Genomic DNA, 24,519 nt, shown 5'->3' with positions numbered 1-24,519 from the left:
ACGCCGGAGCGCTCGAGAAGTGCGGTCACGTGTCGTCCCCTTTCAGTAGGCTAGAAACCGATGACACGTCTCGGGTATTCCCCTTCCGCCGCCACTCCTCGTGGGGCGTGGAACGCGCCCGTCGCCGACGCAGCGGTGGATGCCACCGTCACGGTGCCCGGCTCCAAGTCGCTCACCAACCGCGAACTCGTGCTCGCCGCGATCGCCGACGGCCCCGGCATGCTGCACGCTCCCCTGCACTCCGACGACTCGGCCCGCATGGTCGAGTCCCTGCGCGAACTGGGCGTCGGCATCGAAGAGGTGGCCACCGACTCGCCCTTCGGACCCGACCTGCTCGTCAGCCCGCCCGCCGCGTTCTCGGGCGACGTCACGATCGACTGCGGGCAGGCCGGTACCGTGATGCGCTTCGTCGCACCGGTCGCCGGACTCGCGCGCGGCGACGTCCACGTCACGGCGCACGAGAGCGCGCTGCACCGTCCGATGGGCGCGATGATCTCCGCGCTGCGCGAGGTCGGCGTCGACATCGACGACGGCGGCCACTGGGCGCTCCCGTTCACCGTCCGCGGCCATGGCCACGTGCGCGGCGGTGAGGTCGAGATCGACGCGAGCCAGTCGAGCCAGTTCGTCTCGGGCCTGCTGCTGGCCGCTCCACGTTTCGACGTCGGCCTGCACCTGCGCCACGTGGGCTCTCGCCTGCCGAGCATCCCGCACATCGACATGACCGTCGAGGCGCTCGCGCACCGCGGCATCCACGTCGAACGACCGGCGGTCGGCGAATGGATCGTCCCCGCGGGCCCGATCCGTGCGAAAGACGTCGCGATCGAACCCGACCTCTCGAACGCCGCTCCGTTCCTCGCCGCGGCGATGGTCACCGGCGGATCCGTCACGGTCACCGGATGGCCCCTCCACAGCACGCAGCCCGGTGCGCTCCTGGCCGACATCCTCAGCGAGATGGGGGCCAGAGTGAGCCGCCGCGGCGGCGCGCTCACCGTGTCGGCGGGCGAGCGCATCGCGGGACTCGAGCTCGACCTCTCGGCCGCGGGCGAACTCGCCCCGACCCTCTTCGGTCTCGCCGCGTTCGCCGACGGCCCCACGACGCTGCACGGCATCGGCCACATCCGGGGTCACGAGACCGACCGCATCGCCGCGCTCGTGGGCAACCTGCGCTCGCTCGGCGGCGAGGCGCACGAACTCGACGATGGCATCCGCATCGTGCCGCAGCCCCTGCGCGGCGGCGAGTGGAAAGCGCACCACGACCACCGCCTGGCGACGACGGGCGCGCTGATCGGCCTGAGGGTCCCCGGCGTCGAGATCGACGACATCGGCACGACCGCGAAGACGCTCCCCCAGTTCGCCGGACTGTGGCACGCCATGCTGGGCCTGGACGAGGGCACGGATGCCGCGCGCTGACGCCCGGAGCGCCGCGTGAGCTGGCTCGACGACGGCGACGACGACGACCTCGAGTACGACGAGTCGTCCATCCGCGTCCGGCCCAACCCCAAGGCGAACCGGCCGCGCACGAAGCGTCGACCCGCGCACGCGGACGCCCGGATCGCCCGCGTCCTGGGCGTCGACCGCGGTCGCTACACCGTGCTGCTCGACGAGGACGAGCCGACCGAGCGCAGGGTCCTCGCGACCCGCGCGCGCGAGCTGCGCAAGCAGCCGATCGTCAACGGCGATCGCGCCCGCGTCGTGGGAGACCTCTCGGGCGACGAAGGCACGCTCGCGCGCATCGTCGGGATCGAGGAGCGCACGTCCCTGCTCCGCCGCAGCGCCGACGACACCGACCAGGTCGAGCGGGTGATCGTCGCGAACGCCGACCAGATGCTCATCGTCGTCGCGGCGGCCGATCCCGAGCCCCGGGAGCGGCTCGTCGACCGGTACCTGGTCGCGGCGCTGGATGCCGGCATCCGTCCCCTGCTCGTGGTCACCAAGACCGACCTGGCCGACCCGACGGAGTTCCTCTCGCACTTCGACGGCATCGACCTGCGCGTCTTCACCAGCGCGCAGGGAGCCATGCCGCTCGATGAGATCGGCGAGGCCATCGCGGGGCACTCGACGGTGTTCGTCGGGCACTCCGGCGTCGGCAAGTCGACGCTCGTGAACGCGCTCACCGGATCGGAGCGCGCGATCGGGCACGTCAACACCGTCACGGGCCGCGGGCGCCACACCTCGTCATCCGCCGTGTCGCTGCGCTACCGCGGTCCCGCGGGTTCCGGCTGGGTCATCGACACCCCGGGAGTGCGCTCCTTCGGCCTCGGCCACGTCGATCCCGCCCACGTGCTCGGGGCCTTCACCGACCTCGCCGAGGCCGCGGAGGACTGCCCTCGTGGCTGCACGCACCTGCCCGACGCCCCGGACTGCGCGATCGCCGAAGCCGTGGCATCCGGTCGCCTGGGCCCGGGGGCCGAGGCCCGACTCGACTCGCTTCACCGATTGCTGACCACGTTCCAGGCCATCGAGCGTTCTAGGCTGGAGGGGTGACGAACCTCTCAAAGGGCGACACCGCCCCCGACTTCACCCTGCTCGACCAGGACGAGCACCCCGTCTCGCTGAGCGACTTCCGCGGGCGCCGTGTGATCGTGTACTTCTACCCGGCGGCGCAGACCCCCGGGTGCACGACGCAGGCGTGCGACTTCCGCGACAGCCTCGCTTCGCTCCAGGGCGCCGGCTACACGGTGCTCGGAGTCTCGCGCGACACCCCCGAGAAGCTGCGCGCGTTCCGCGACAGCGACGGTCTGACCTTCCCGCTGCTCAGCGACCCCGACCACGCCGCGCACGAGGCCTACGGCGCGTGGGGCGAGAAGCAGAACTACGGCAAGACCGTCACGGGCGTTCTGCGCTCGACCTTCGTGATCGACGAAGACGGCACGATCGTCGAGGCGCAGTACAACGTCAAGGCCACCGGCCACGTCGCGCGCCTGCGCAAGGCGCTCGGCCTCGCCGCCTGACACGGACGCCACGGCCTCGCCCCGCGCTCGCGGCGGCGGGGCCGCTCCGTTGCCGGCGTCGCAACGCTGCGCGGCGCTCGTGCGGCGCCGGGGCCGCGTCGTTCCCCGCGTCGCGACGCTGCGCGGTGCGGGCGCGGCGGCAGGGCCGCATCGTTCCCGGCGTCGCAACGCTGCGCGGCGCTCGTGCGGCGCCGCACGCCTCGGCCCGCACGCCCCGTAAACGCTCTCCGCTCGCATAAACGCGAGCAGCACGTGTTTATCAGCGCGGATAGCGTTTATGGCGAGGGCAGGCGGGCACACCGCCGACGCTGCTCGCTCGACGGGACCGGCTCACGGCCCCGGCCCGCGGCCACACCGAGCCCGCCCGGATCCGCAACGGTGCGCGGCCCAGACGACCCATAAACGCTCTCCGCTCGCATAAACGCGAGGAGCCCGTGTTTACGGGCGCGGATCGCGTTTATGGCGAGGAAACGCGACCACCGTCGGCGCCCACGCCCCGCGACGTCGTCGCCGCGGACGGGCGTACGTCAGGCGCCGTCGCCGTCGGCAGCGTCACGGCGACGCGGCGCGGCAGCCCGAACGGCGAGCACGAGCAGGACGAGACCGATCACCGCGGGGACCGCGATGAGCAGGGCGACGGCGGGCGCGGCCCACTCCCCCGTGATGGCACCGAGGGCGACCGAGAGGATCAGCAGCTGGGTGACGATGCCGCCGGAGCGTCCGGCCGATACCCCGCGAGCGGTGGCCACGCCGAACGCCGCGACGATGGCCGCACCGATGACGGTGAGCACGATCAGGGCGATCGAGCTGACGACGGAGTCGGTATCGCCGCCGATGAGGGCGACCACCTGCCAGCCGGCGAGGGCCAGGATGCCGAGGGCTTCGAGGCCCAGAACGAGCGCGGCCCAGAGGCGAACAGGCATCGGAAAAGCCCTCCCGGCGGAGATCATCACGCCGTTACGATCTGGAAACCTACCGGTTACCTCTTGATCGTGCGGAATCGCTATGGGAGCATGGAACAAGCCGTGTGCTCCCACAGCGAAGTGGGGCGAGCAATCGCTCGCGTTCCCACCAGGGTACCGGACCCGAATGCCGGTGCCGAATCGACCATTTTTCTGTTACAAGGAGCACCCCTATGGATTGGCGCGACAAAGCAGCCTGCCTGACCGTCGACCCCGAGCTGTTTTTCCCCGTGGGCAACACCGGCCCCGCGGTCGACCAGATCGAGAAGGCCAAGTCGGTCTGCGCTCGCTGCACCGTCACCGAGGTCTGCCTGCAGTACGCCCTCGAGTCCGGCCAGGACTCGGGCGTGTGGGGCGGTCTGAGCGAAGACGAGCGTCGCGCTCTCAAGCGCCGCGCCGCTCGCGCTCGCCGCGCGTCCTGACCTCACGGCATCCGCCGTTCGACGAAGCCCGTCCCTCCGGGGGCGGGCTTCGTCGTGTGCGCACGCGGCCCCGCACGAGCAGGTCCTCGGACCCGACGGAGAATCGGGCGGCCCCGGGCGATGTGTCATCCTGGTGGGCCTGGGGACGGCCCGGAGGCGTGCCGTCACGCGGAGTCGGTCAGCGACACGCCGCGTGGGCGCGACAGGCCCCGGCGCGTCGCGCGCGGACTCCGCCGGACGGCACGGCCGGGCGGCCCGACACCGGACGGCCAGGGAAGCCCGACACCGGACGGCGGGGAAGTACGGCGCGTGCCGTCACGCGGAATCGGTAAGCGACACGCCGCGTGGGCGCGACGGCCCCCGGCGCGTCGCGCACGGACTCCGCCGGACGGCACGGCGAGGCGAGCCGGCCGGCCCGCGCGGGACGGATGAGTATCCGCGCCGAAGAGGAATCCACCGGCCCCCGCCGCTATCAGCGCCGCCCGCCGAAGCGCGCGTCAGACGGACGTGCCGCCGATGTAGCGCAGGGGGATCTCGATCGTCACCTCGGTGCCGCTGCCCATGAGCGTGTGCCAGTCGATCGTTCCGCCGAGCTCGCCCTGGATGAGCGTGCGCACGATCTGCGTGCCGAGACCGCGGCCGACCTGCCCCTCGGGCAGGCCCACCCCGGTGTCGCGCACACTCACCGCGAGCACCTCGTCGGTGCGCTCAGCGGCGATCTCGACGTCGCCCTCCTGACCCGCGAGGCCGTGCTCGACGGCGTTCGTGACGAGCTCGGTCAGGGCGAGCGCGAGCGGCGTCGCGAACTGGCTCGGCAGGGTGCCGAACTGACCCGTCGTGCGGGTGCGCGCGCGGGTGTTGGGCGCCGCCGCGACCTCGGCGACGAGCTTGAGCACGCGGGCGAACACGTCGTCGAAGTCGACGTTTTGCGCGAGGCCCTCCGAGAGGGTGTCGTGCACGACCGCGATGGCCGAGACCCGCCGCATGGCCTGGGTGAGCGCGTCGCGCGCCTCGTCGGAATGGGTGCGACGGGCCTGGATGCGAAGGAGCGAGGCGACCGTCTGGAGGTTGTTCTTGACGCGGTGGTGGATCTCGCGGATCGTCGCGTCCTTGGTGATGAGCTCCTGCTCCTGGTGGCGGATCTCGGTGACGTCGCGGCTGAGCACGATGGCACCGATGCGCGTCCCGCGATCCCGCAGCGGGATCGTTCGCAGCGACACCTGCACACCGCGCGCCTCCATGTCCGCGCGCCACGGCGCGCGGCCGCTCACGACGACGGGGAGCGACTCATCGACGTCCAGCCGCTTGGCGGGAAGGATCCGCGCGGTCACCTCGGCGAGCGACTCCCCCTCGAGCTCGTCGTCGAATCCCATGCGGTTGAAGGCCGACAGCGCGTTGGGACTGGCGAACGTGGTGATGCCGTCGACGTCGAGGCGGATGAGACCGTCCGAGGCGCGCGGAGCGCCACGCCGCGGTGCGGTGGGCGCGGCGAGATCGGGGAACTCGGCCGAGGCGATCATGCCGAAGAGGTCGTCGGCGCAGTCGTTGAAGGTGATCTGCTGGCGCGAGGGGGTTCGCGTCTCGCCGAGGTTGGTGTGCCGTGTGAGCACGCCGACGGTCGTCACCGCGTCGCCCTCGCGCGAGAGCTCGCGCACGATCGGCACCGCGCGGACGCGGGTGGGCGTCTCTTCGAACCAGTCGGGGGATGCCGAGTCGACGATGCGTCCGCTCTGGAACGCATCGCGGACCTGGGTGCGCCACTGCGGGCGAACCCGGTCACCCACGATGTCGCGGTAGAACAGGGTGGCCGCTCCCCCGGGTCGCGTGTGCGCGACAGCGACGAACGAATCGTCGGGCGTCGGCACCCAGATCACGATGTCGGCGAAGGCGAGGTCGGCGAGGAGCTGCCCGTCGCCCGCCAGGCGGTGCAGCCACTCGACATCGGCCTCGCTGGCGCGGCCTTGGGCGTAGACGAGTTCACTGAGTGTCGACACCACTCCACACTAGAGGCCGTCCCCCTTCCCGGCGGTGCGCGGAACGCCTACCCTCTCCCCACGGGACACATTCTTCTGAATGCGCCACGCATCCTGTGGGTGAGGCCGTTCTCCCGACCATACGGCGGACATAATGAGGGCGTGACCGACATGAGTTCACCTCCGAGCCGATACGTGGACCCGGATGCCGTCGCCTCGCGCCTCGGGATGACGCGCGACGAGGTGCTCGGGCTCATCGGTCGCGGCGAGATCCGCGGGATGGAGGTCGGCACTCCCCCGCGCTGGGTCATCGACGAGGAGAGCGTCACGACGTACGTCGACGACCGTATCGAGATCGCCCGGCGGGCTGCCCTGTGGAATCAGTCCCAGGAGGCGAGCTTCCCCGAGCTGTGGGGAGAGGGCGACGTCCGGCATCCGGACTGACCGCTCTTCCCCATGCATTCACCCTGCGATTCTTATCCACAACCTGAGTTCCTCACCCCGTCGACGGGGGTGGCGGTGTCCTACTGTCGAGCGACGAAGACCGCTTCCATCGCCGCCACACAAGGAGGAACGTATGACCGTTCCGCTCACGATCGTCGACTCCGCGCGCCTCGCGACGGCCCCGCAGATCGACGATTTCGCCCCGCAGAAGACCCCCGCTGCGCGGCTGCCGCGCGCAGACGTGTTCACGCGGAACATCGTTCGCGGCGTCTTCGAGGTGTTGGCGGGTGTCCGCGAGGTCGAACAGCTCGCGCGCTGGACGTCGGAGGAGGTCTACCGCTCGCTCGTCGTACGCGCCAGCCTCGCGAAACGTGCACGCAGCGCCCGCGGCGTGCCCGTGCCACGCGATGTCCACGAGATCCGGAACGTGCACCTCTTCGCCCCGACGGACGGGGTCTTCGAAGCGACCGTGACGGCCGCCGCCCGAGCGCGGACCCGCGCCGTCGCCCTGCGTCTCGAGGGCATCGACGGACGCTGGCGCGTCACCGCCCTCGCTCTGCTCTGATGGTCCGGGCCGCCGGTTCGCGGCCGCGGCGCCGGGGGCGCCGGCTCAGGGCCGCCACGACGCGAGGAAGTTGCCCAGCCGCTCGATCGCGTCGCTGATCACGCGAGCCTCGGGCAGCGTCACGATCCGCACGTGGTCGGTCGCGGGCCAGTTGAAGCCCGAACCCTGCACGAGCAAGACGTGCTCCGCGACGAGGAAGTCGCGGACGAACTTCGCGTCATCGGGGATCTCGTAGACCTCGGGGTCGAATCGAGGGAAGGCGTAGAGGGCACCCCGGGGCATCACGCACGAGACACCCGGGATCGCTTCGAGGCCCTGCCACGCGGCATCCCTCTGCTCGTGCAGACGACCGGTGGGGGCGATCAGCGCGTCGATCGACTGCACACCCGACAGCGCGGCCTGCACCGCGAACTGCGCCGGCACGTTGGGACACAGCCTCGTGGATGCCAGCAGGTTGATGCCCTGCAGGAAGCCGGCCGCGTGCGTCTTGGGCCCCGTGATCGCGAGCCACCCGGAGCGGTAACCCGCCACACGGTAGGTCTTGGACAGGCCGTTGAAGGTCAGCACCAGCAGGTCGGGTGCGACCGTCGCCATCGGGATGTGCACGGCGTCGTCGAACAGGATGCGGTCGTAGATCTCATCGGCGAGCACGAGCAGCGAGTGCTCACGAGCGATGTCGGCGATGCCCTCGAGCACCTCACGCGAGTAGACCGCACCCGTCGGGTTGTTCGGGTTGATCACCACGATCGCCTTGGTCCGCGGGGTCACCTTCGACCGGATGTCTTCCAGGTCGGGCTGCCATTCGCGCGACTCGTCGCACAGGTAGTGCACGGGGGTGCCGCCGCCGAGGCTCGTCATCGCCGTCCACAGCGGGTAGTCGGGCGCGGGGATGAGGACCTCGTCACCCTCGTCGAGCAGTGCCTGCATGGTCATCGTGATCAGCTCGGACACGCCGTTGCCGAGGTACACGTCGTCGGGGTCGAGGTGCGGGAAACCGGGCTCCTGCTCGTAGCGCGAGACCACCGCGCGGCGCGCCGACAGCACGCCTCGGCTGTCGCTGTAGCCGTGCGCGTTCGGCACGGCCGCGATCATGTCGCGCACGATCTGGTGCGGCGCCTCGAAGCCGAAGATCGCCGGGTTGCCCGTGTTGAGCTTGAGGATCGCGTGCCCCTCGGCCTCGAGCCGGTCTGCCTCGACGAGGGCCTCTCCACGGATCTCGTAGAGGACATCCTTCAACTTCGACGACTGATCGAGGGGGCGCAACGGGCTCATCGGTTCAGGATATCCCCGCCCCCTCAGAGCCAATCGACACCGGGTGGACTGCCCTTGGGTACGCGGATGCCGCGCCCCCGATGAGCGTCAGGGGCGCGGCATCCGTGTGTCCGTTACTTCTTCTTGCCGGCGGCGCGGCGATCGGCGCGGTTGTTCGCCACGGGCTGCTCGGGAGCCTCGGTGCGCTGGCCGAAGGCGCCGCGCGGTCCGCTCGGCGCCGGGGCCTCGGCGGCGGGAGCCTGCGCGGCGGCCTGGCGCAGGCGGTTCGTCGCCGCCTGCTGCACCTGGCCGCGGTCGTTGCGGACCTCGACCTCGCCGGCGTCGTTGGCCGCGGAGTACTCCAGGCGCTGACCCTCGACGGGCGCGGGCGCGAGACCCTTCGCCTCGACCTGGGCACTCTCTTCGCCCTCGACCTTGCGGACCTCGACTTCGAGGTTGTAGAGGAAGCCCACGGACTCCTCCTTGATCTGCCCCATCATCGACTGGAACATCTGGTAGCCCTCGCGCTGGTACTCGATCAGCGGGTCGCGCTGAGCCATGGCGCGCAGGCCGATGCCGTCCTTGAGGTAGTCCATCTCGTACAGGTGCTCGCGCCAGCGGCGGTCGAGCACCTGCAGCACCACGCGGCGCTCGAGCTCGCGCAGGGCGGGAGCACCCAGCGACTCCTCGCGGTTCTGGTAGGCGATGCGGGCGTCCGAGATGATCTCGCGCTTGAGGCCCTCGGCCGTGATGCGACCCTTGTTGCCGCCGGCCTCGGCGACGACCTCGTCGATCGTCACGCTCACCGGGTAGAGGGTCTTCAGCTCGGTCCACAGCGCGTCGAAGTCCCACGACTCGGTGTGACCCGAACCCGTGTGGTCGTCGATGACCGCGGTGATGGCGTCTTCGATGAAGTGCTGCACGCGGTCGGCGATGTCATCGCCCTGCAGCATGTGACGACGGTCGGCGTAGATCGCCTCGCGCTGGCGGTTCAGGACGTCGTCGTACTTGAGGACGTTCTTGCGCATCTCGGCGTTGCGCGCCTCGACCTGGGACTGCGCGCTCTTGATCGCGCGCGAGACCAGGCCCGACTCGATCGCGACGTCGTCGGGGAAGTTCGTGCGGGCGAGGATCGCCTCGGCCGCGCCCGACTGGAACAGACGCATGAGGTCGTCGGTCAGCGACAGGTAGAAGCGGCTCTCGCCGGGGTCGCCCTGACGGCCGGAGCGACCGCGCAGCTGGTTGTCGATGCGGCGCGACTCGTGACGCTCGGTGCCCAGCACGTACAGGCCGCCGGCCTCGACGACCTTCGCCGCCTCTTCGGCGACGGTGTCGCGCACCCCCTGGTACACGGCATCCCACTCGGCCTCGTAGGCCTCGGGCGTCTCGACCGGATCGAGGTTCTTCGCCTTCATCTCCTGCACGGCGAGGAACTCGGCGTTACCGCCGAGCATGATGTCGGTTCCACGACCGGCCATGTTGGTGGCCACCGTGACCGCGCCGAGGCGTCCCGCGCGAGCGACGATCTCGGCCTCGCGCGCGTGGTTCTTGGCGTTGAGCACCTCGTGCTTCACGCCCTTCTTCGCGAGAAGGCGCGAGAGGTACTCGCTCTTCTCGACGCTCGTCGTACCGACGAGGACCGGCTGGCCCTTCTCGTGACGCTCGGCGATGTCTTCGACCACCTGAGCGAACTTCGCGGTCTCGTTCTTGTAGACGAGGTCGGGCTGATCCTTGCGGACCATCGGCTTGTTCGTGGGGATCGGGACCACGCCGAGCTTGTAGGTCGACATGAACTCGGCCGCCTCGGTCTCGGCGGTACCCGTCATGCCGGCGAGCTTGTCGTACAGGCGGAAGTAGTTCTGCAGGGTGACGGTGGCCAGCGTCTGGTTCTCCGCCTTGACCGGCACGTTCTCTTTCGCCTCGATGGCCTGGTGGATGCCCTCGTTGTAGCGGCGCCCGACGAGGATGCGACCGGTGTGCTCGTCGACGATCATGACCTCGTCGTTCATGACGACGTAGTCGGTGTCGCGCTTGAACAGCGCGATCGCCTTGATCGAATTGTTGAGGAACGAGATCAGCGGGGTGTTGGCCGACTCGTAGAGGTTGTCGATGCCGAGGTAGTCCTCGACCTTCTCGATGCCGGGCTCCAGCACACCGATCGTGCGCTTCTTCTCGTCGACCTCGTAGTCGACGCCGGGCTCGAGGGTGCGGGCGAGCTTGGCGAACTCGGCGAACCAGCGGTTGGCCTCGCCGGACGCGGGTCCCGAGATGATCAGCGGGGTGCGCGCCTCGTCGATGAGGATCGAGTCGACCTCGTCGACGATCGCGAAGAAGTGCCCGCGCTGAACGAGGTCTTCCTTGCGCCACGCCATGTTGTCGCGCAGGTAGTCGAAGCCGAACTCGTTGTTCGTGCCGTAGCTGATGTCGGCCTCGTACTGCTGGCGACGGACCTCGGGGGTCTGGCCCGAGATGACGGTGCCGGTCGTCATGCCGAGCGCGCGGTACACGCGGCCCATCAGCTCGGACTGGTAGCTCGCGAGGAAGTCGTTGACCGTGATGACGTGCACGCCCTTGCCGGCGATGGCGTTCAGGTACGCCGGGAGCGCCGCGGTCAGCGTCTTGCCCTCACCGGTCTTCATCTCGGCGATGTTGCCGAGGTGGAGAGCCGCGCCACCCATGATCTGCACGTCGTAGGGGCGCTGTCCGAGCGTGCGCTTGGCGGCCTCGCGCACCGCGGCGAAGGCCTCGGGCATCAGCTGATCGAGGGTCTCACCGGCTTCGTACCGCGCGCGCAGTTCGGCGGTCTCGTTGCGCAGCTCGTCGTCGGTGAGGTGTTCGTAATCCTCTTCGAGCGCACCGGTCGCCTTCACGACGCCCTGCAGGCGGCGCAGGATGCGTCCCTCACCGGCGCGCAGCAGTTTCTCGAGCGGATTGGCCACGAAGCATCTCCATCTGTCGGGTGCGACGCCCGTGCGGACGCCGGCCTGCGAACAGGCATACATCGCCCATGCTATCCGTGTTACCCGTTCGTGACCTGCGAGCCGGCCCGATGCCCTCGCGCCCGTAGCGAACACACGGCACCCTCCTCGATGACGCGGCCTAGGATCGTGCCATGGCCGGTTTCTGGGGCAGAAGGAAGCGCGAAGAACAGGATGCCGCGGACGCCGATCTGGCGCGACGGGCGGAGCTTGCGATCGTCGCGGCGGACGAACGCGTTCGGCTGACGTCGGACGAACTCGACTTCGCCCGCGCCGAGCTCGGCGACAAGGCCACGGAGGACCTCGCTGCGGCGTTGGACTCGGTGAAGACGCACCTCGCGGAAGCGTTCCAGCTGCACCAGCTCAACCACGACGAGATCCCTGACACCGCCGAGGAGCTGCGCACGCGCAACGCGCGGATCATCCAGCTGTCGAAGTGGGCGGAAGACCTCCTCGAAGAGCGCACGCTCGTCCTCCAGCCCAAGATCGACGCGGTGCGTCGGGCCCCCGAGATCCTCGCCCGGGTGCGCGCCGACCGCGAGCGTCTCGCGGAACGCGTGCCGCACGCCCGCGAGGTCGTGGAGCGTCTCTCGCACCGGTACAACGACGCAGCCCTGCAGCAGATCGGCGGGAACCCCGACGAGATCGACCAGCTGCTGGACTTCGCCGTGCACACCGCCGGCGTCTCCGAGCGCCGACGCGAAGCGGGTCAGCGCGAACAGGCATCCGTCGCCCTCGAGGCGGCCACCGAGGCGGTGCGCCGAGCCGAGTCCTTGCTCGACGCCGTCGACACCTTCGAGATCGAAGCCCTCCGTGCCGAATCGACGCTCGCGGCCGTCATCGACGACTCCCGCGGCGACCTCGCCGAGGCCCGCCGCGGGCCCATGACGCCCATCGTGACCCAGGCCATGGCGAATCTCGAAAGAGCCCTCGCTTCCCTTCCTCCGGCCGGCTCGCGCACCGACCCCTTCAGTTCGCTCTCGACACTTCGGCAGGCCAACGCCGAGCTCGATGCGGCGCGTGAACGCGCTGCGCGTCCCGTGCCCTCTCAAGAACAGGTCGATCACGCGATCGACGACGCCGACCGCCAACTCGCCGTCGCGCGCGGGCTCATCACCGGGCACCGCGGCTGGATCGGCGCGGATGCCCGCACACGCTTCGTCGAAGCCGAGCGGCTGCGGTCGGGGCTCCCGCTCGGCCCCGTCGCCGAGGACGACCGCGAGACGGTGCTCGCCACCGCACGACGCACGGGAGCGCTGGCCGCCGAGGCCCTGCAGATCGCGCAGCGCGACATCGAGCAGTCCCGCCCGTCGGACTGGGGTGACGGCGGCGGCTGGGGCGGCGGCGGTCGCGGACAGGGCGGCATGAGCGGCGGCAACATGGTCGGCGGGATGCTCGGCGGCCTCGTCATCGGCTCGCTCCTCGGCGACATCTTCGACGGCTGATCGACCGGCGCACACGAGGAAGCCCCCGGCCGAGGCCGGGGGCTTCCGTACGTCGACGGCCCGTCAGGACGCGACGGCCTGCGGCGGGGCCTGCGTCGACAGGGCGATGACGCCGTAGTCCCAGCCCTTGCGGCGGTACACGACGCTCGGGTGGTCGGTGCGCGCGTCGATGAAGAGGAAGAAGTCGTGGCCGACCAGCTCCATGCGGTCGACGGCCTCTTCGGCCGTCATCCACTCGGCGCCGAACTCCTTCTCGCGGATCACCACGGGCGAGTAGTCCGCTTCGTCGGCGGAGTCGTTCTGCACGGGAACCTCACCCGTGGCGACAGCCCGCAGGACGTCGACCGAGGCCGGCTGCACGTCGATACCGGAGAGCTCGCCGGTGCCCTTCTCGAACTTGGCTCCGCGGGGGTGGTTGCGCGCGTCGATGCGCTTGTCCTTGGCTCGGCGGATCTGCTCCGAGATCTTGTCGACCGCGAGGTCGAGGGCGGCGAACTTGTCCGCATCGGTCGCTTCGGCACGGACGACGGGACCCTTGCCGTCGAGCGTCAGTTCGACCGTGTCGTCCTCCATCCGCCCGTTGCGATAAGAGCGGTGAGTGACCTTGACCTCGAGCGCCTGCGCTCGCGGGGCCAGGTGTTCGATACGGCTCACCTTTTCTTCGACCACCGAGCGGAAACGATCGGTGATCCCGACTCCCACGCCGACGATGTTGGTGTCCATCCGTGACCTCCTTGTTCCGGGTTCCGCCCGGTCTAAGGGCGGAACGTCCGTCGCCTTCAGTCATCCCCACGCTAGTAGCGCGACCGCCGCCTGTCACGCGTGAATCACCCTTTCGTCATCCGCTCTTATCCTTCGCATGCCGTCTCGACGGGTCGACGCGAAGGGGTGTGTGCGCGAGCGTCACCGCGACGACCTCGGCGGCTCCGGCGACCCGGAGCGCTCTCGACGCGTCGTCCAGCGTGGCGCCGGTCGTGACGACGTCGTCGACGAGCACCACGCGGCGCCCGCGGACCGGGCGCGAGACGAACACTCCCCCGACATTGGCGCGTCTCGCCTCTCGATCGAGCCCCCGCTGATCGCGCGGAGCACGCGCCACCCGAAGCAGCGGAACGGGAGCGTGTCCCCCTCGGCGCACGAGCAGGGCGACGGGTCGATAGCCGCGACGCCGATAGGCGGCCCGTGACGAGGGAACCGTCGTGACGACGGTGTCGGGGCCGACCGCGTCGGCGAGCACGAGCGCCAGCGCCGGCGAGAAAGCACACGCCAGGGACGTCCGCCCCTCCTCCTTGAGGGCGCGGAGGACGCGCGCGGGCACGCCGGAGAACTCCATCGCGCTGGTCACGACCAGCCCGTCCGCGGTGCGGCGGCGGTGCGGGGCCGCGGCCAGGGCCGCTCGGCATCCGGAGCACAGTCCGAGATCGAGCGCGCCGCACCCCGCGCACGCGATCGGCAACCAGAACGTCAGCGCATCGTGCAGGGCGGGGACGACGGCGGCCGACAGGGCGGAGCGGGAGACCATGCCCTCATGCTCGTCGACCGGCCCGCTGCGGCGGGCGTGGCATCCGCCCATCCGTGGAGGTGTCGCGCGAACACCCGCGTGGGGAGGATGAGTGCGGTCAGGATGCCGTGCCCTGCTGCGCCGCCAGGACGCGGATGTCGTCGGCCACGAGCGTCCACGAGCTGCCGCGGCGGCTGAACAGCCGGCCGGTGTCATCGAGCACGCGCACGCTCGTGCTGCCGCCCGCGACGCTCCGCGCCCCGTCGGGGGCGCCGCCCGTGGTGCCGCGGCCGCCGACACCGAGTTCGCGCAGGTGACTCACGCCGTCGTCGAGGGCGAGGATGCCGAGCGTCGCGTCGTCCAACCACGCCAAGTCGAAGGCTCCCGACTCGGTGAACGACAGCACGTGGGGCGGCCCGAGGTTGATCTCGCTCGACGTGCGCTGGATGCCGGCGAGCCAGACCTCGCGGACGCCTGCCACCGTGACGATCGCCGCGACGCGCGTGCCGTCGCGAGAGATCTGGAAGGCGGTGATCTCGGAGGCATCCGGCCACGCGTTCCCGATCTCGGACGGCACGCCCTCGGGCGTGAAGGCGCGCAACTGCGAGGGCGACGACGACGGCACGCTCCAGATGAGCCCGGAGGAATCGATCGAGGGTGCGACGAGTCCGGGCCGGTCGTCGAGGAGGAACGTTCTCCCGTCGGCGAGCGCGCTGGCCACGGTTCCCTGGGTCGTGCGGACCGCGGCGAGGGAACGATCGGCCTCGAGCTCGATCGACTGAGGAGACAGCGACTCGACGGCATCCGAGAGTCCGGGGATCGTCGTCACCTGATCGCCCGAGAGGATGCCGAAGGTGCCGTCCGTGGTCATGACGGCGGGCGGCGGATCGACGCGCGTGACGCGGACCGGCACCTCCTCGGCCGCGATCGGGGTGCCCTCGACCGTCATCTGCACCTCGCTGATGCCTGCCGTCGAGAGGCTCCGGGTCAGCTGCGTCTGCATGCGGTTCAGGGTCGTGGTGTCCAGGCTCAGCGCGGCCCGGGGAAGCTGCACCTGGGCGACACCACCCGACGAGAGCGTCACCGAGCGCCCGACGAGCGAGAGGTCCTCGGGGAACGCGTTCTTCACCGCCCCCTCGAGCCACGCGCTCGGCTGCCCGTCGACGAGCGCGGTCGCCACACGACTCGCCACGAGCGGGCGCGGGAACCAGCGCACGTCCGGCACGATGAACGTCCAGGTCGGATCGAAGTACGCGATGGATGCCGACTGGTAGACGGTCGGGAAGACCTCCTCGTACAGCACCACACCGTCCGGGGCGGCACTGATACGCCACTGGTCGTCGACACGCACCAGCGAGTAGCCGAGCGAGTCGGTGGTTCCCGCCACGCTCGGCGAGTAGGCGCCGTTCCCGTCGACGCTCGCGACCGTCGACAGCGACACGGTCACGGTCGCCCCGTCGGACGAGGCGGTGGCCCGGCGATCGGCCAGGCGGTCGATCGTGACGCGCGCCCGGGGGTCCCACTGGGTCCCCGGGGCGAGGAACAGCTTCGCCGTCGCCCAATCGTCGGCGGGGCCGGACCCCGCGCGCAGGAAGCCCTCGACGATCTCGGCGGGCGAGGCGTCGTCCTGCGGACCGTCGGGGACGAAGGCGAACGTCTGCGCGTCGTCGCTCTGCGGACCCCGACCGGGGTTCACGTATCCCGAGGTGGGGAGGCCCGTGCACGCGGTGAGCAGCAGCACCAGCGCCAGGCTCACCACCGACAGTGCGCGCTTCATGTGGCCCTCCCGGTCGTGCGCCCGAGCGAGATCGGCTGGGTGATGCCGAGCGCGCCGAGAGTGCCGCCCTGCTCGTCCTCGGGAACGAGGGGCAGCGGTGAGCTTCCCAGCGGGCGACCGTCGCGGGGCAGGGTGAGGACGAAGTTGGAGCCACGGCCCGGCTCCGACCACACGGCGAGGGTGCCGCCGTGCAGGCGCGCGTCCCCGAGGGCGATGGAGAGGCCGAGACCGGTACCGCCGATCGTGCGCACACGCGACGGATCGGCTCGCCAGAACCGGTCGAACACGCGGTCGACGTCTTCGGCGCGCATACCCAGACCGAAGTCGCGCACCCCGAGGGCCACGGCATCCCGACCGCTGTCGACGGACACCACGATGGGCCTGCCCTCGCCGTGCTCGATCGCGTTGCCGAGGAGATTGCGCACGATCCGCCGGATGCGGCGGGCGTCCATGTCGACGGGTGTGTACCCGCCCGGGGCGACCAGACGCACGTCGGTGCCGTGCTTCTCGGCGAGTTGCTCCATCGACGCGATCACGTCTTCGGCGAGTGAGGCGAGGCTCGTGGGCTCGAGTTCGAGCTGCACGGATCCCGCGTCGTAGCGGCTGATCTCGAGAAGGTCGGTCAGCAGCACCTCGAAACGCTGCACTTGCGCGTGGAGGAGTTCGGCGGCGCGTCCCGTGACGGGGTCGAACTCGTCGCGCTGGTCGTTGATCATGTCGGCCGCGAGCTTGATCGTGGTCAGCGGCGTGCGCAGTTCGTGCGAGACGTCCGAGACGAACCTCTGCTGCACGAGCGACAGGTCGGCGAGCTCCTTGATCTGGGACTCGATGCTGTCGGCCATCGCGTTGAAGGAGCGGTTCAGCGTGGCGAGCTCGTCCTCGCCGCGCACGGGGAGCCGCACTCCGAGATCGCCCGCAGCGAGCTTCGCGCTGGTCTCGGCGGCATCCGCGATCGGCGTCGTCACCGAACGCAGCACGACCCAGGCGATCGCCCCGATCAGCACGACGAGGATCAGGCCGACCACCCACAGCAGCACCTGGACGAACGACAGGGTCTGCGCGGCGCTCGCGAGGTCGTACCCCATGTAGAGCTCGTAGTAGTCGACCCCGTCCTGCGCGGGGAAGCGCAACTGATGACCGACCAGGATGCCGGGAACCTCGCGATCGTTCTCCGTCGGCAGCGCCACCGACTGCCACCACTGCAGATCGGGGCTCGACTGGACCTGCGTGCGCAGCTCGGGCGTGACGAGGTCGGACTCGAAGGTCGGGGAGATGAAGGGCTGCGGCGCGAGGGGCGAGGGAGGTCCGATGCGGTACAGCGCGATGAGATCACTCGACGACTGCTGCGACAGGCGTGTCGCGATGCCGTTCATCAGGGTCTGGGCGGCGGCCGGGTCGGTGGAGTCGACGGCCGCGTCGAGGGTGGCCTGCGCGGAGGCGGTCGCGCGCTGCGCCTCGAGGAGCACCTGGTCTTTGCGGGCGGTGAAGAGCTCGTTCTGGATGACCAGGGCCATCGCGAGACAGGTCACGAGGATGGTCGTCGCGGTGAGCGCGACGGTGATGACGATGGTGCGGAAGCGCAGCGAGCGACGCCACAGGGTGATGAGCCGGTCCCGGTTCGCGCGCCAGTCGCGCGTGCGCCACCCCCGCGGCGTCGCCAGGGTGCGCACCGCGCCGGTCATGACGACCTCAAGCCACCGCGCCGGCGCGATAGCCCACACCGCGAACCGTGGTCACGATGCGAGGGTTGTCGGGGTCGGCCTCGATCTTGGCCCGGAGTCGTTGGACGTGCACGTTCACGAGGCGCGTGTCGGCCTTGTAGTGGTAGCCCCAGACCTGTTCGAGCAGCATCTCGCGCGAGAACACCTGCTGCGGCTTCTCGGCGAGCGCGACGAGGAGCTCGAACTCGAGCGGCGTGAGGGCGATCGGGGTGTCCCCGCGACGCACCTCGTGCGCGGCCACGTCGACGACGAGGTCGCCGATGCGCAGTGTCTCGTCGACCGGCGCCTGCACGGGGCGCAGGCGCGTGCGGATCCGCGCGACGAGCTCCTTCGGATTGAAGGGCTTCATGATGTAGTCGTCGGCACCCGACTCCAAGCCCTTCACCACGTCGGCGGTGTCGGTGCGGGCCGTCAGCATGATGATCGGGACGCCGGATTCGGCGCGCACGCGGGTGCAGATCTCGATGCCGTCGACGCCCGGCAGCATGAGATCGAGCAGGATGAGGTCCGGCCGCTCGGAGCGCCAGGCCTCGACCGCCTGCGCGCCATCGGCGCAGAAGACCGTGTCGAATCCCTCGGTGCGCAGCACGATGCCGATCATCTCGGCCAGCGCGGTGTCGTCATCGACAACCAGGATCCGTGAAGTCATCGGGTGTACGTCTTCCGTCTCGAAACCCGCTCGGGAACGGGCCATGGCCCCCCGGGTGAGGGAGCGATCCCTAAGAGCGTAGTCGACATGCCCGGGAAGGGGCCGAGCGCGCTGGGGGTGTCCCCATGACTGTGACCATGACGGGGTGTCGGAGGTCTATGACACGATGAAGACACGGCCGACCACCGAGGAGGCGTCATCGTGACCGCGTACCCCGCCTGGACCCCCGCGTCGCGTCCGGGGATCGTCCCGCTGCATCCCTTCGGGTTCGGCATGATCCTCGGCCGGTCGTTCACGGCTCTGCGCCACAACCCCCGCGTGCTGCTCGGTTTCGCGCTCGGGGTGCAGACCGTCGCCTACATCGTGCTGAGCGCGGCCATCGCGGGTGCGGCCATCGCGAGCTTCTCGCGGCTGGATACCCTCGTCGAGGGCAGCGACGACTTCAACGCGGTGATGGCAGGGTCGATCGCTCTCACGGCGATCGTCGCTCTCGTGCTCGGGGTGGCGGCGAGCGGCCTGAGCGTGCTGGTGCAGGGCGTCGTCGTGGCAGAGGTGGCGCACGGCGTGGTCGCCGAGAAGCCGACGTTGAAAGTGGTCTGGCGGCGGGTTCGCCCGGTCGTCTGGCGCCTGATCGGGTACGCCGCCCTGACGTTCACCGCGGTGATCCTCGTCCTGGCCGTCCTGGCCGGAATCGTCGTCGCGGTCTCGTTCGCGCTGCTGCCGGTCGGCATCCTCCTCGGTCTTCTACTCGCCCTCGGGTGCGTGCCCCTCTACCTGTGGCTCGCTACCAAGCTCTTCCTCGTCCCCTCGGTGATCATCCTCGAGGGCACGGGGATCCGGGCCGGGATCGCCCGGTCGTGGCGACTCACCCGCGGGCGATTCTGGTCGACGCTCGGTGTCCTGGTCATCATCTCCGTGGCGTTCAGCGTGGTCGCGCAGATCATCTCGTTCCCGCTCAGCTTCGGCGCCAGCTTCCTCTCCACGCTGCTCGCACCCACGGGCGCCCCGGAGCCGGGCGCCATCGCGGGCTTCATCGTCGTGCAGTTGCTCGGGCAGGCCGGCATCCTTCTCGTGCAGTGCATCGCCCTCGTCGTGCAGTCGACCTCGGCAGTGCTCGTCTACGTCGACGCCCGCATGCGCACCGAGGGACTCGACCAGGATCTCGCCGCCTACGTCGAGGCGCGCGATGCCGGGGCGAACGACCTTCCGGATCCGTACCGTGTAGGCGTCGGACGAAGCATCGCGCCCCTTCAGCCGTGGGGCGCTCCCCCGCCGGGTGGGGCGCCGGCAGCGTGGGGTCCGCCCGCGGCGGCTCCGTACGGCGCTCCCGCGGGCGTCCCCTACGGCGCGGCACCGGCTGCACCGCCGTACGCTGTCGCGCCCGCCACGCCGCCTTACGGCGTTCCGCCGACGGCGCAGCCGTATGCGTCAGCGCCCGCGGCTCCGCCCGCCCCTCCCGCGCCGGCTCAGAACGCTGCGCCGACCGCGCCGCCGTACGGAGCGCCGCCGCCCGCAGCCCCCTCCGGCGCCGTGCCGCCCCCTCCGCCCACCCCGCCGACGGACGGTGCAGCCGATACGACGGGTCGCGAGACCACGTCGACGGATGCCACGGGCACCTCGAGCACGTCCACGCCGTCGACGACGACCTGGGCCGCGCCCGGAAGCCGGCCCGACGACGCATGAGTCCCTCGCTCGCAGCGGCGGTCGCGGTGGTGACCGCGCTCCTCCCCGACCCGGACGAAGCGCGGGAGTGGGCGGAGAACGAGCTCGCCGACCCCGCCTACCGGGCCGCCGAGCCGACGCCGCTCGACCGCCTCGCGCGAGCCGTCGTCGACTTCTTCGGCAGGCTGCTGCGCAACTCCGCGAACGGCGACTGGGGACCTCCGGCGCTGATCGTGCTGGCGATCATCATCGTGGTCGGGATCGTCATCGGCATCCTGATCTGGGGGCGACCGAGAGCGATCGCCCGTGCGCAGCCTCCGGCACGCGCGCTCTTCGACGGCGATGATGGCCGCTCGGCCGACGAACTCCGCGGCGATGCGGCCGCTGCGGCGGCTCGGGGAGACTGGGATGCGGCGATCGTCCTGCGGTTCCGCGCTTTCGCCCGCGGCCTGACCGAGAGAGGTCTCGTCGACCCACCGCCCGGCGCCACCGTGCGGGCGTTCGCGCGAGCCGCTTCGGCGGCTCTCCCCGGCCTCGCCCCCGGGCTCGATGAGGCGGCCGCCATCTTCGACGACGTCCGCTACCTCCGCCGCCCGGGCACCGAGCAGCGCTACGGCGTGGTGGCAGACCTCGACGCCGAAGCCGTCCGTACGCGCCCCGCGCCCGTCACCGCGGCGGCGACATCGTGACCGCCGTCTCCGCCGCGCCGCTCACGGTGCGCCCCCGCCGTCGGGCCGCGCTCGGGTGGATCGGCCTCGCCCTCGCCCTGCTCCTGGTCGGACTGGTGGGAACGACCCTGGTGTACGGCGGCTGGACGCAGAAGGACGCGCTCGACCCCGAATCCCCCGCACCCGACGGCACCCGCGCGCTCGTCCGCATCCTCCAGCAGCAGGGCGTGACCGTGACCGTCGCACGCGACCGCGCGGCGGCGGAGCGTGCTCTGACCGACCGCGACGCCACGCTCGTCCTGCGCGACGCCCCGATGCTGTCGGACGCCACCCTGACCGCGCTCGCCGACCGCGCACGCGACGTCGTGCTCATCGAGCCGCGCTCGCGCACCCTCGACGTGTTGCTGAAGGGCTCCTCCCTCGGGGGCTTCGCGAACGACCGTGCCGCCGCCCCCGGGTGCGAGCTGCCCGCCCCGCGCACGGCCGGAACCGCGCGGACGGGTGAGCTGATGATCCCCGGCGCGGGCGTCACCGGCTGCTACCCCGTGGACGGCGAGTACGGGCTGCTCTCCACCGAGACGAGCGACGGCCGCACCGTCACCGCCCTCGACGGGTCGGCGACGATGACGAACACGACCCTCCCCCTCGACGGCAACGCGGCGCTCGCGATCGGCGTGCTGGCTCGGACCGACGCGGTCGTCTGGTACGTCCCCTCCCTCACCGACTCCGACGCCGGGTCGACGCCACGGACGATCGGCGACCTCACACCGCCCTGGGTCACCCCCGGCATCGTCCTGCTGCTGCTCTCCGCGGTCGTCGCCGCGATCTGGCGCGGGCGACGGTTCGGCCCGCTCGTGACCGAGCGCCTTCCGGTGATGGTGCGCGCGAACGAGACGACCGAGGGTCGCGCCCGCCTGTACGCCGCCTCCGGCGACGCGGCGCACGCCCTCGACGAGCTGCGTCGAGCGACGCGCACCCGTCTGGTCCGTCGGCTCGGCCTCGCGGCCCACACCCCGGCCGAGCAGGTCGCCGATGCCGTCGCCGACCGCCTCGGCGCGGATCGAGGGGCGATCCGCGGCATCCTCCTCACCGACTCCCCCACGACCGACCGCGATCTGGTCGCCGCGAGCGACCGCCTCCGCGACCTCGAGACGAGCGTGCATGCCGCGTTCGCCACCGAAAGGACCACCCGATGACCGACAGTCCTCTCGACGCTCCCCTGCCGCCCGCCGCCGAGAACGCAGCGGGACGCCAGGAGCCCGCCCCGGCGACCCCGGGGTCCGACGACGCGGCCCTGCGCGAGGCGATGAACCGGGTGCGGGTCGAGGTCGAAAAGGCGGTGATCGGTCAGGACGGCACGATCACGGGACTGCTCATCGCGCTCCTCTCGCGCGGACACGTCCTGCTCGAGGGCGTCCCGGGCGTCGCCAAGACCCTTCTCGTGCGCTCGTTCAGTCGCGCGCTCGGCCTCGACACGCGGCGCGTGCAGTTCACGCCCGACCTCATGCCCGGCGACGTCACGGGCTCCCTCGTCTACGACGCCCGCGCCGGCGAGTTCGAGTTCCGCGCGGGACCGGTGTTCACCCACGTGCTCCTCGCCGACGAGATCAACCGCACGCCGCCGAAGACCCAGGCCGCCCTGCTCGAGGCGATGGAAGAACGACAGGTCTCGTCGGACGGGGTGAGCCGCGCTCTCCCCGACCCCTTCCTCGTCGCCGCGACCCAGAACCCCATCGAGCACGAGGGCACCTACACGCTGCCCGAAGCCCAGCTGGACCGCTTCCTGATGAAGCTCGTCGTCGATCTCCCGGGCCGCGAGGCCGAAGTCGGTGTGCTCCGGCGCCATGCCGGCGGCTTCGACCCGCGCCGCCTCGACGCGGCGGGTCTCGATCCCGTCGTGACCGCCGACGAGATCCTCGCGGCCCAACGCGCCGCGGGGACCGTCGCCGTCGACGACGACCTGCTCGGCTACATCGTCGACCTCGCGCGGGCGACGCGGCAGAGTCCCTCGGTACTCCTGGGTGTCAGCCCCCGCGCGACGACGGCCCTCCTCGCCGCGGCGAAGGCCTGGGCGTGGCTCGGCGATTACCCGGCCATCACCCCCGATCACGTGCAGACGATGCTCGTGCCGGTCTGGCGTCACCGCATCCGGCTGCGCCCCGAGGCCGAGATCGAGGGTGTCTCGGTCGACGCGATCCTGACCTCGGTGCTGCAGCAGACCCGCGTCCCCATCTGATGTTCGTCACCGGCCGTCTCGCGCTCCTCGTCGCCCTGGGCGTCGTCCCCCTCGTGCTCCTGAGCACGGCGGGCGTCCCGGCGTGGCTCGCCGTGGGCGGGTGGGTCGTGCTCTGTGCGGTCGGAGCCCTTGTCGATGTCGCCGTCGCGGCCGACCCGCGCGCCGTCGAGATCACACGACGCCTCCCGGACCGCACGCTGCTCGATGAACCGGTGGCCGGTGAACTGCACGTGCGCAACCTCGGGACCCGCGCGCTCCGCGCCCACGTGCGCGACGCGTGGCAGCCCACGGCCGGTGCGCCCGAGGAACGGGCGCGATTCGTCGTGCCGCCGGGCGAGCGCCGGAGCGCACCCCTTCCTCTGCTCCCCCGTCGCCGCGGCGAGATCCGCACCGATTTCGTCGTGGTGCGCTCGGCGGGCCCCCTGGGTCTGGCGGGCCGGCAGGCGGTCGTCGACGCTCCCGGCCGGATCCGCGTCCTCCCGCCCTTCACCTCGCGTCGGCACCTCCCGTCCCGGCTGGCGCGCCTGCGCGAGCTCGACGGCAACACGAGTCTTCAGGTGCGCGGTCAGGGCACCGAGTTCGACAGCCTGCGCGAGTACGTCCGCGGCGACGACGTGCGCTCGATCGACTGGCGGGCGACGGCGCGCGCGGGCACGACCATGCTGCGCACGTGGCGTCCGGAACGCGACCGCCACGTCGTCATCGTCATCGATACGGGCCGCACGGCCGCGGCGCGCGTCGGCGACGGCGCACGCCTGGACGCAGCGATGGAGGCCACCCTGCTGCTGTCGGCGCTGGCGACCAGGGCGGGCGACCACGTGCACCTGGTGATGTTCGACCGCGTCCCGCGGGCGCGTGTCACGAAGGTCGACGGTTCGCAGCTCCTGCCCGCGCTCGTCGACGCGATGGCCCCCGTCGAGCCGCAGCTCATCGACACCGACTGGGATGCCGCTTTCGCGCAGGTCCGCCAGCTCGCGGTCCGTCCGGCCCTCGTCGTGCTGCTCACGGCGCACGACGATCCCGAGGCCGCCCGCGGTTTCCTCGCGGCGCTGCCGGCGGTGGCGGCTCGCTCGCGACTGCTCGTCGCGACGGCGACGGACGGACCGGGCGACGAGCCCGAGCGGACGGATGCCGCCTCGGTCTACGCGGCGGCCGCGATCGAGCGCGCGCGCCACGACGCGGACCGTGTGCGGGCCGCGGTGGTGCGCGCCGGTGGCGACGCCGTCTCCGCCTCCGCGGAGGACCTGCCCCCGCTGGTGGCCGACCGCTACCTCGCGCTCAAGGCTGCCGGGCGGCTCTGACGCGCGTACCCGG

General features: G+C 71.2%; 21 protein-coding genes. 12 read left to right on the top strand and 9 right to left on the bottom strand.

What is annotated here, in order from left to right:
• Nucleotides 1–60 precede the first annotated feature (60 nt).
• Genes aroA through bcp form a run of 3 tightly spaced genes read left to right on the top strand, consistent with a single transcriptional unit; the run spans nt 61 to nt 2,951 of the window.
• Entirely contained in the window at nt 61–1,410 is a 1,350-nt protein-coding gene (gene aroA, locus ACMW4R_RS08325) for a 3-phosphoshikimate 1-carboxyvinyltransferase (RefSeq protein ID WP_058626398.1), read from the top strand.
• Between the two features lie 15 nt (nt 1,411–1,425).
• Nucleotides 1,426–2,484, top strand: a complete 1,059-nt coding sequence (gene rsgA / locus ACMW4R_RS08320) for a ribosome small subunit-dependent GTPase A (RefSeq protein ID WP_058597186.1) — start codon at nt 1,426–1,428, stop codon at nt 2,482–2,484.
• Complete coding sequence (bcp, locus tag ACMW4R_RS08315; protein ID WP_418299640.1) at nt 2,481–2,951, top strand: thioredoxin-dependent thiol peroxidase; 471 nt, start codon at nt 2,481–2,483, stop codon at nt 2,949–2,951. The genes rsgA and bcp overlap by 4 nt, the downstream gene beginning before the upstream one ends.
• Before the next feature lie 527 nt (nt 2,952–3,478).
• Here bcp and ACMW4R_RS08310 read toward each other — a convergent pair.
• Nucleotides 3,479–3,874: a hypothetical protein gene (locus tag ACMW4R_RS08310; protein WP_058597184.1), complete on the bottom strand. Its 396-nt coding sequence runs from the start codon at nt 3,872–3,874 to the stop codon at nt 3,479–3,481.
• A 212-nt stretch (nt 3,875–4,086) separates the two neighbouring features.
• Here ACMW4R_RS08310 and ACMW4R_RS08305 point away from each other — a divergent pair, with 212 nt between their 5' ends.
• Nucleotides 4,087–4,335, top strand: coding sequence for a WhiB family transcriptional regulator (locus ACMW4R_RS08305; protein ID WP_013583608.1), 249 nt, complete (start codon nt 4,087–4,089; stop codon nt 4,333–4,335).
• A 497-nt stretch (nt 4,336–4,832) separates the two neighbouring features.
• Here the strand turns inward: ACMW4R_RS08305 and ACMW4R_RS08300 are convergent, their stop codons facing one another.
• Nucleotides 4,833–6,329 carry a sensor histidine kinase gene (locus tag ACMW4R_RS08300; protein WP_058597206.1) on the bottom strand — a complete coding sequence of 499 codons (1,497 nt, stop codon included), beginning with the start codon at nt 6,327–6,329 and terminating at the stop codon, nt 4,833–4,835.
• 150 nt (nt 6,330–6,479) lie between these two features.
• On the opposite strand from ACMW4R_RS08300, the gene ACMW4R_RS08295 reads away from it, so the two are divergent.
• On the top strand, nt 6,480–6,752 hold the full coding sequence (locus ACMW4R_RS08295) for a hypothetical protein (RefSeq protein WP_058597205.1): 273 nt from the start codon (nt 6,480–6,482) through the stop codon (nt 6,750–6,752).
• A 133-nt stretch (nt 6,753–6,885) separates the two neighbouring features.
• Entirely contained in the window at nt 6,886–7,317 is a 432-nt protein-coding gene (locus tag ACMW4R_RS08290) for an Rv3235 family protein (protein WP_058597183.1), read from the top strand.
• Nucleotides 7,318–7,362: 45 nt separating this feature from the next.
• On the opposite strand, the gene ACMW4R_RS08285 is transcribed toward ACMW4R_RS08290, so the two are convergent.
• Nucleotides 7,363–8,589 carry a pyridoxal phosphate-dependent aminotransferase gene (locus ACMW4R_RS08285; protein ID WP_058597182.1) on the bottom strand — a complete coding sequence of 409 codons (1,227 nt, stop codon included), beginning with the start codon at nt 8,587–8,589 and terminating at the stop codon, nt 7,363–7,365.
• 113 nt (nt 8,590–8,702) lie between these two features.
• Nucleotides 8,703–11,507: a preprotein translocase subunit SecA gene (secA, locus tag ACMW4R_RS08280; protein WP_058597181.1), complete on the bottom strand. Its 2,805-nt coding sequence runs from the start codon at nt 11,505–11,507 to the stop codon at nt 8,703–8,705.
• Between the two features lie 173 nt (nt 11,508–11,680).
• Here secA and ACMW4R_RS08275 point away from each other — a divergent pair, with 173 nt between their 5' ends.
• Nucleotides 11,681–12,991 carry a hypothetical protein gene (locus ACMW4R_RS08275; RefSeq protein WP_058629453.1) on the top strand — a complete coding sequence of 437 codons (1,311 nt, stop codon included), beginning with the start codon at nt 11,681–11,683 and terminating at the stop codon, nt 12,989–12,991.
• A 63-nt stretch (nt 12,992–13,054) separates the two neighbouring features.
• Here the strand turns inward: ACMW4R_RS08275 and hpf are convergent, their stop codons facing one another.
• The 5 genes from hpf to mtrA all read right to left on the bottom strand — a co-directional run bounded on the left by hpf (nt 13,055) and on the right by mtrA (nt 18,639).
• Nucleotides 13,055–13,714 (bottom strand): ribosome hibernation-promoting factor, HPF/YfiA family, encoded by a 660-nt coding sequence (gene hpf / locus ACMW4R_RS08270; protein ID WP_058598172.1) that lies wholly within the window; start codon nt 13,712–13,714, stop codon nt 13,055–13,057.
• Nucleotides 13,715–13,829: 115 nt separating this feature from the next.
• Entirely contained in the window at nt 13,830–14,513 is a 684-nt protein-coding gene (locus ACMW4R_RS08265; protein ID WP_418299639.1) for a ComF family protein, read from the bottom strand.
• Between the two features lie 97 nt (nt 14,514–14,610).
• A complete protein-coding gene (locus tag ACMW4R_RS08260; RefSeq protein WP_058598170.1) occupies nt 14,611–16,269 on the bottom strand; it encodes an LpqB family beta-propeller domain-containing protein in 1,659 nt (552 codons plus the stop codon).
• A complete protein-coding gene (gene mtrB / locus ACMW4R_RS08255) occupies nt 16,266–17,951 on the bottom strand; it encodes an MtrAB system histidine kinase MtrB (RefSeq protein WP_058598169.1) in 1,686 nt (561 codons plus the stop codon). Before mtrB ends, ACMW4R_RS08260 begins: the two co-directional genes overlap by 4 nt.
• Nucleotides 17,952–17,958: 7 nt before the next feature.
• Complete coding sequence (mtrA, locus tag ACMW4R_RS08250; protein WP_058598168.1) at nt 17,959–18,639, bottom strand: MtrAB system response regulator MtrA; 681 nt, start codon at nt 18,637–18,639, stop codon at nt 17,959–17,961.
• A gap of 201 nt (nt 18,640–18,840) precedes the next feature.
• On the opposite strand from mtrA, the gene ACMW4R_RS08245 reads away from it, so the two are divergent.
• The 5 genes from ACMW4R_RS08245 (at nt 18,841) to ACMW4R_RS08225 (ending at nt 24,506) form a co-directional block, all read left to right on the top strand.
• Entirely contained in the window at nt 18,841–20,322 is a 1,482-nt protein-coding gene (locus ACMW4R_RS08245; RefSeq protein ID WP_418299638.1) for a glycerophosphoryl diester phosphodiesterase membrane domain-containing protein, read from the top strand.
• Nucleotides 20,319–20,990, top strand: coding sequence for a DUF4129 domain-containing protein (locus tag ACMW4R_RS08240; protein WP_418299637.1), 672 nt, complete (start codon nt 20,319–20,321; stop codon nt 20,988–20,990). Before ACMW4R_RS08245 ends, ACMW4R_RS08240 begins: the two co-directional genes overlap by 4 nt.
• A complete protein-coding gene (locus ACMW4R_RS08235; RefSeq protein ID WP_058597671.1) occupies nt 20,987–22,165 on the top strand; it encodes a DUF4350 domain-containing protein in 1,179 nt (392 codons plus the stop codon). The genes ACMW4R_RS08240 and ACMW4R_RS08235 overlap by 4 nt, the downstream gene beginning before the upstream one ends.
• Before the next feature lie 110 nt (nt 22,166–22,275).
• Entirely contained in the window at nt 22,276–23,205 is a 930-nt protein-coding gene (locus ACMW4R_RS08230) for an AAA family ATPase (RefSeq protein ID WP_418299895.1), read from the top strand.
• Complete coding sequence (locus ACMW4R_RS08225) at nt 23,205–24,506, top strand: DUF58 domain-containing protein (RefSeq protein ID WP_418299636.1); 1,302 nt, start codon at nt 23,205–23,207, stop codon at nt 24,504–24,506. The genes ACMW4R_RS08230 and ACMW4R_RS08225 overlap by 1 nt, the downstream gene beginning before the upstream one ends.
• Nucleotides 24,507–24,519: the final 13 nt, after the last annotated feature.

Origin of the sequence: Microbacterium sp. S1037, assembly GCF_048381605.1 — a bacterium.
In the GTDB taxonomy this organism is placed as follows: Bacteria; Actinomycetota; Actinomycetes; order Actinomycetales; family Microbacteriaceae; genus Microbacterium; species Microbacterium testaceum_B.
Note: the sequence above shows the minus strand (reverse complement) of the source record. Positions and strands in the feature narration are given on the sequence as shown.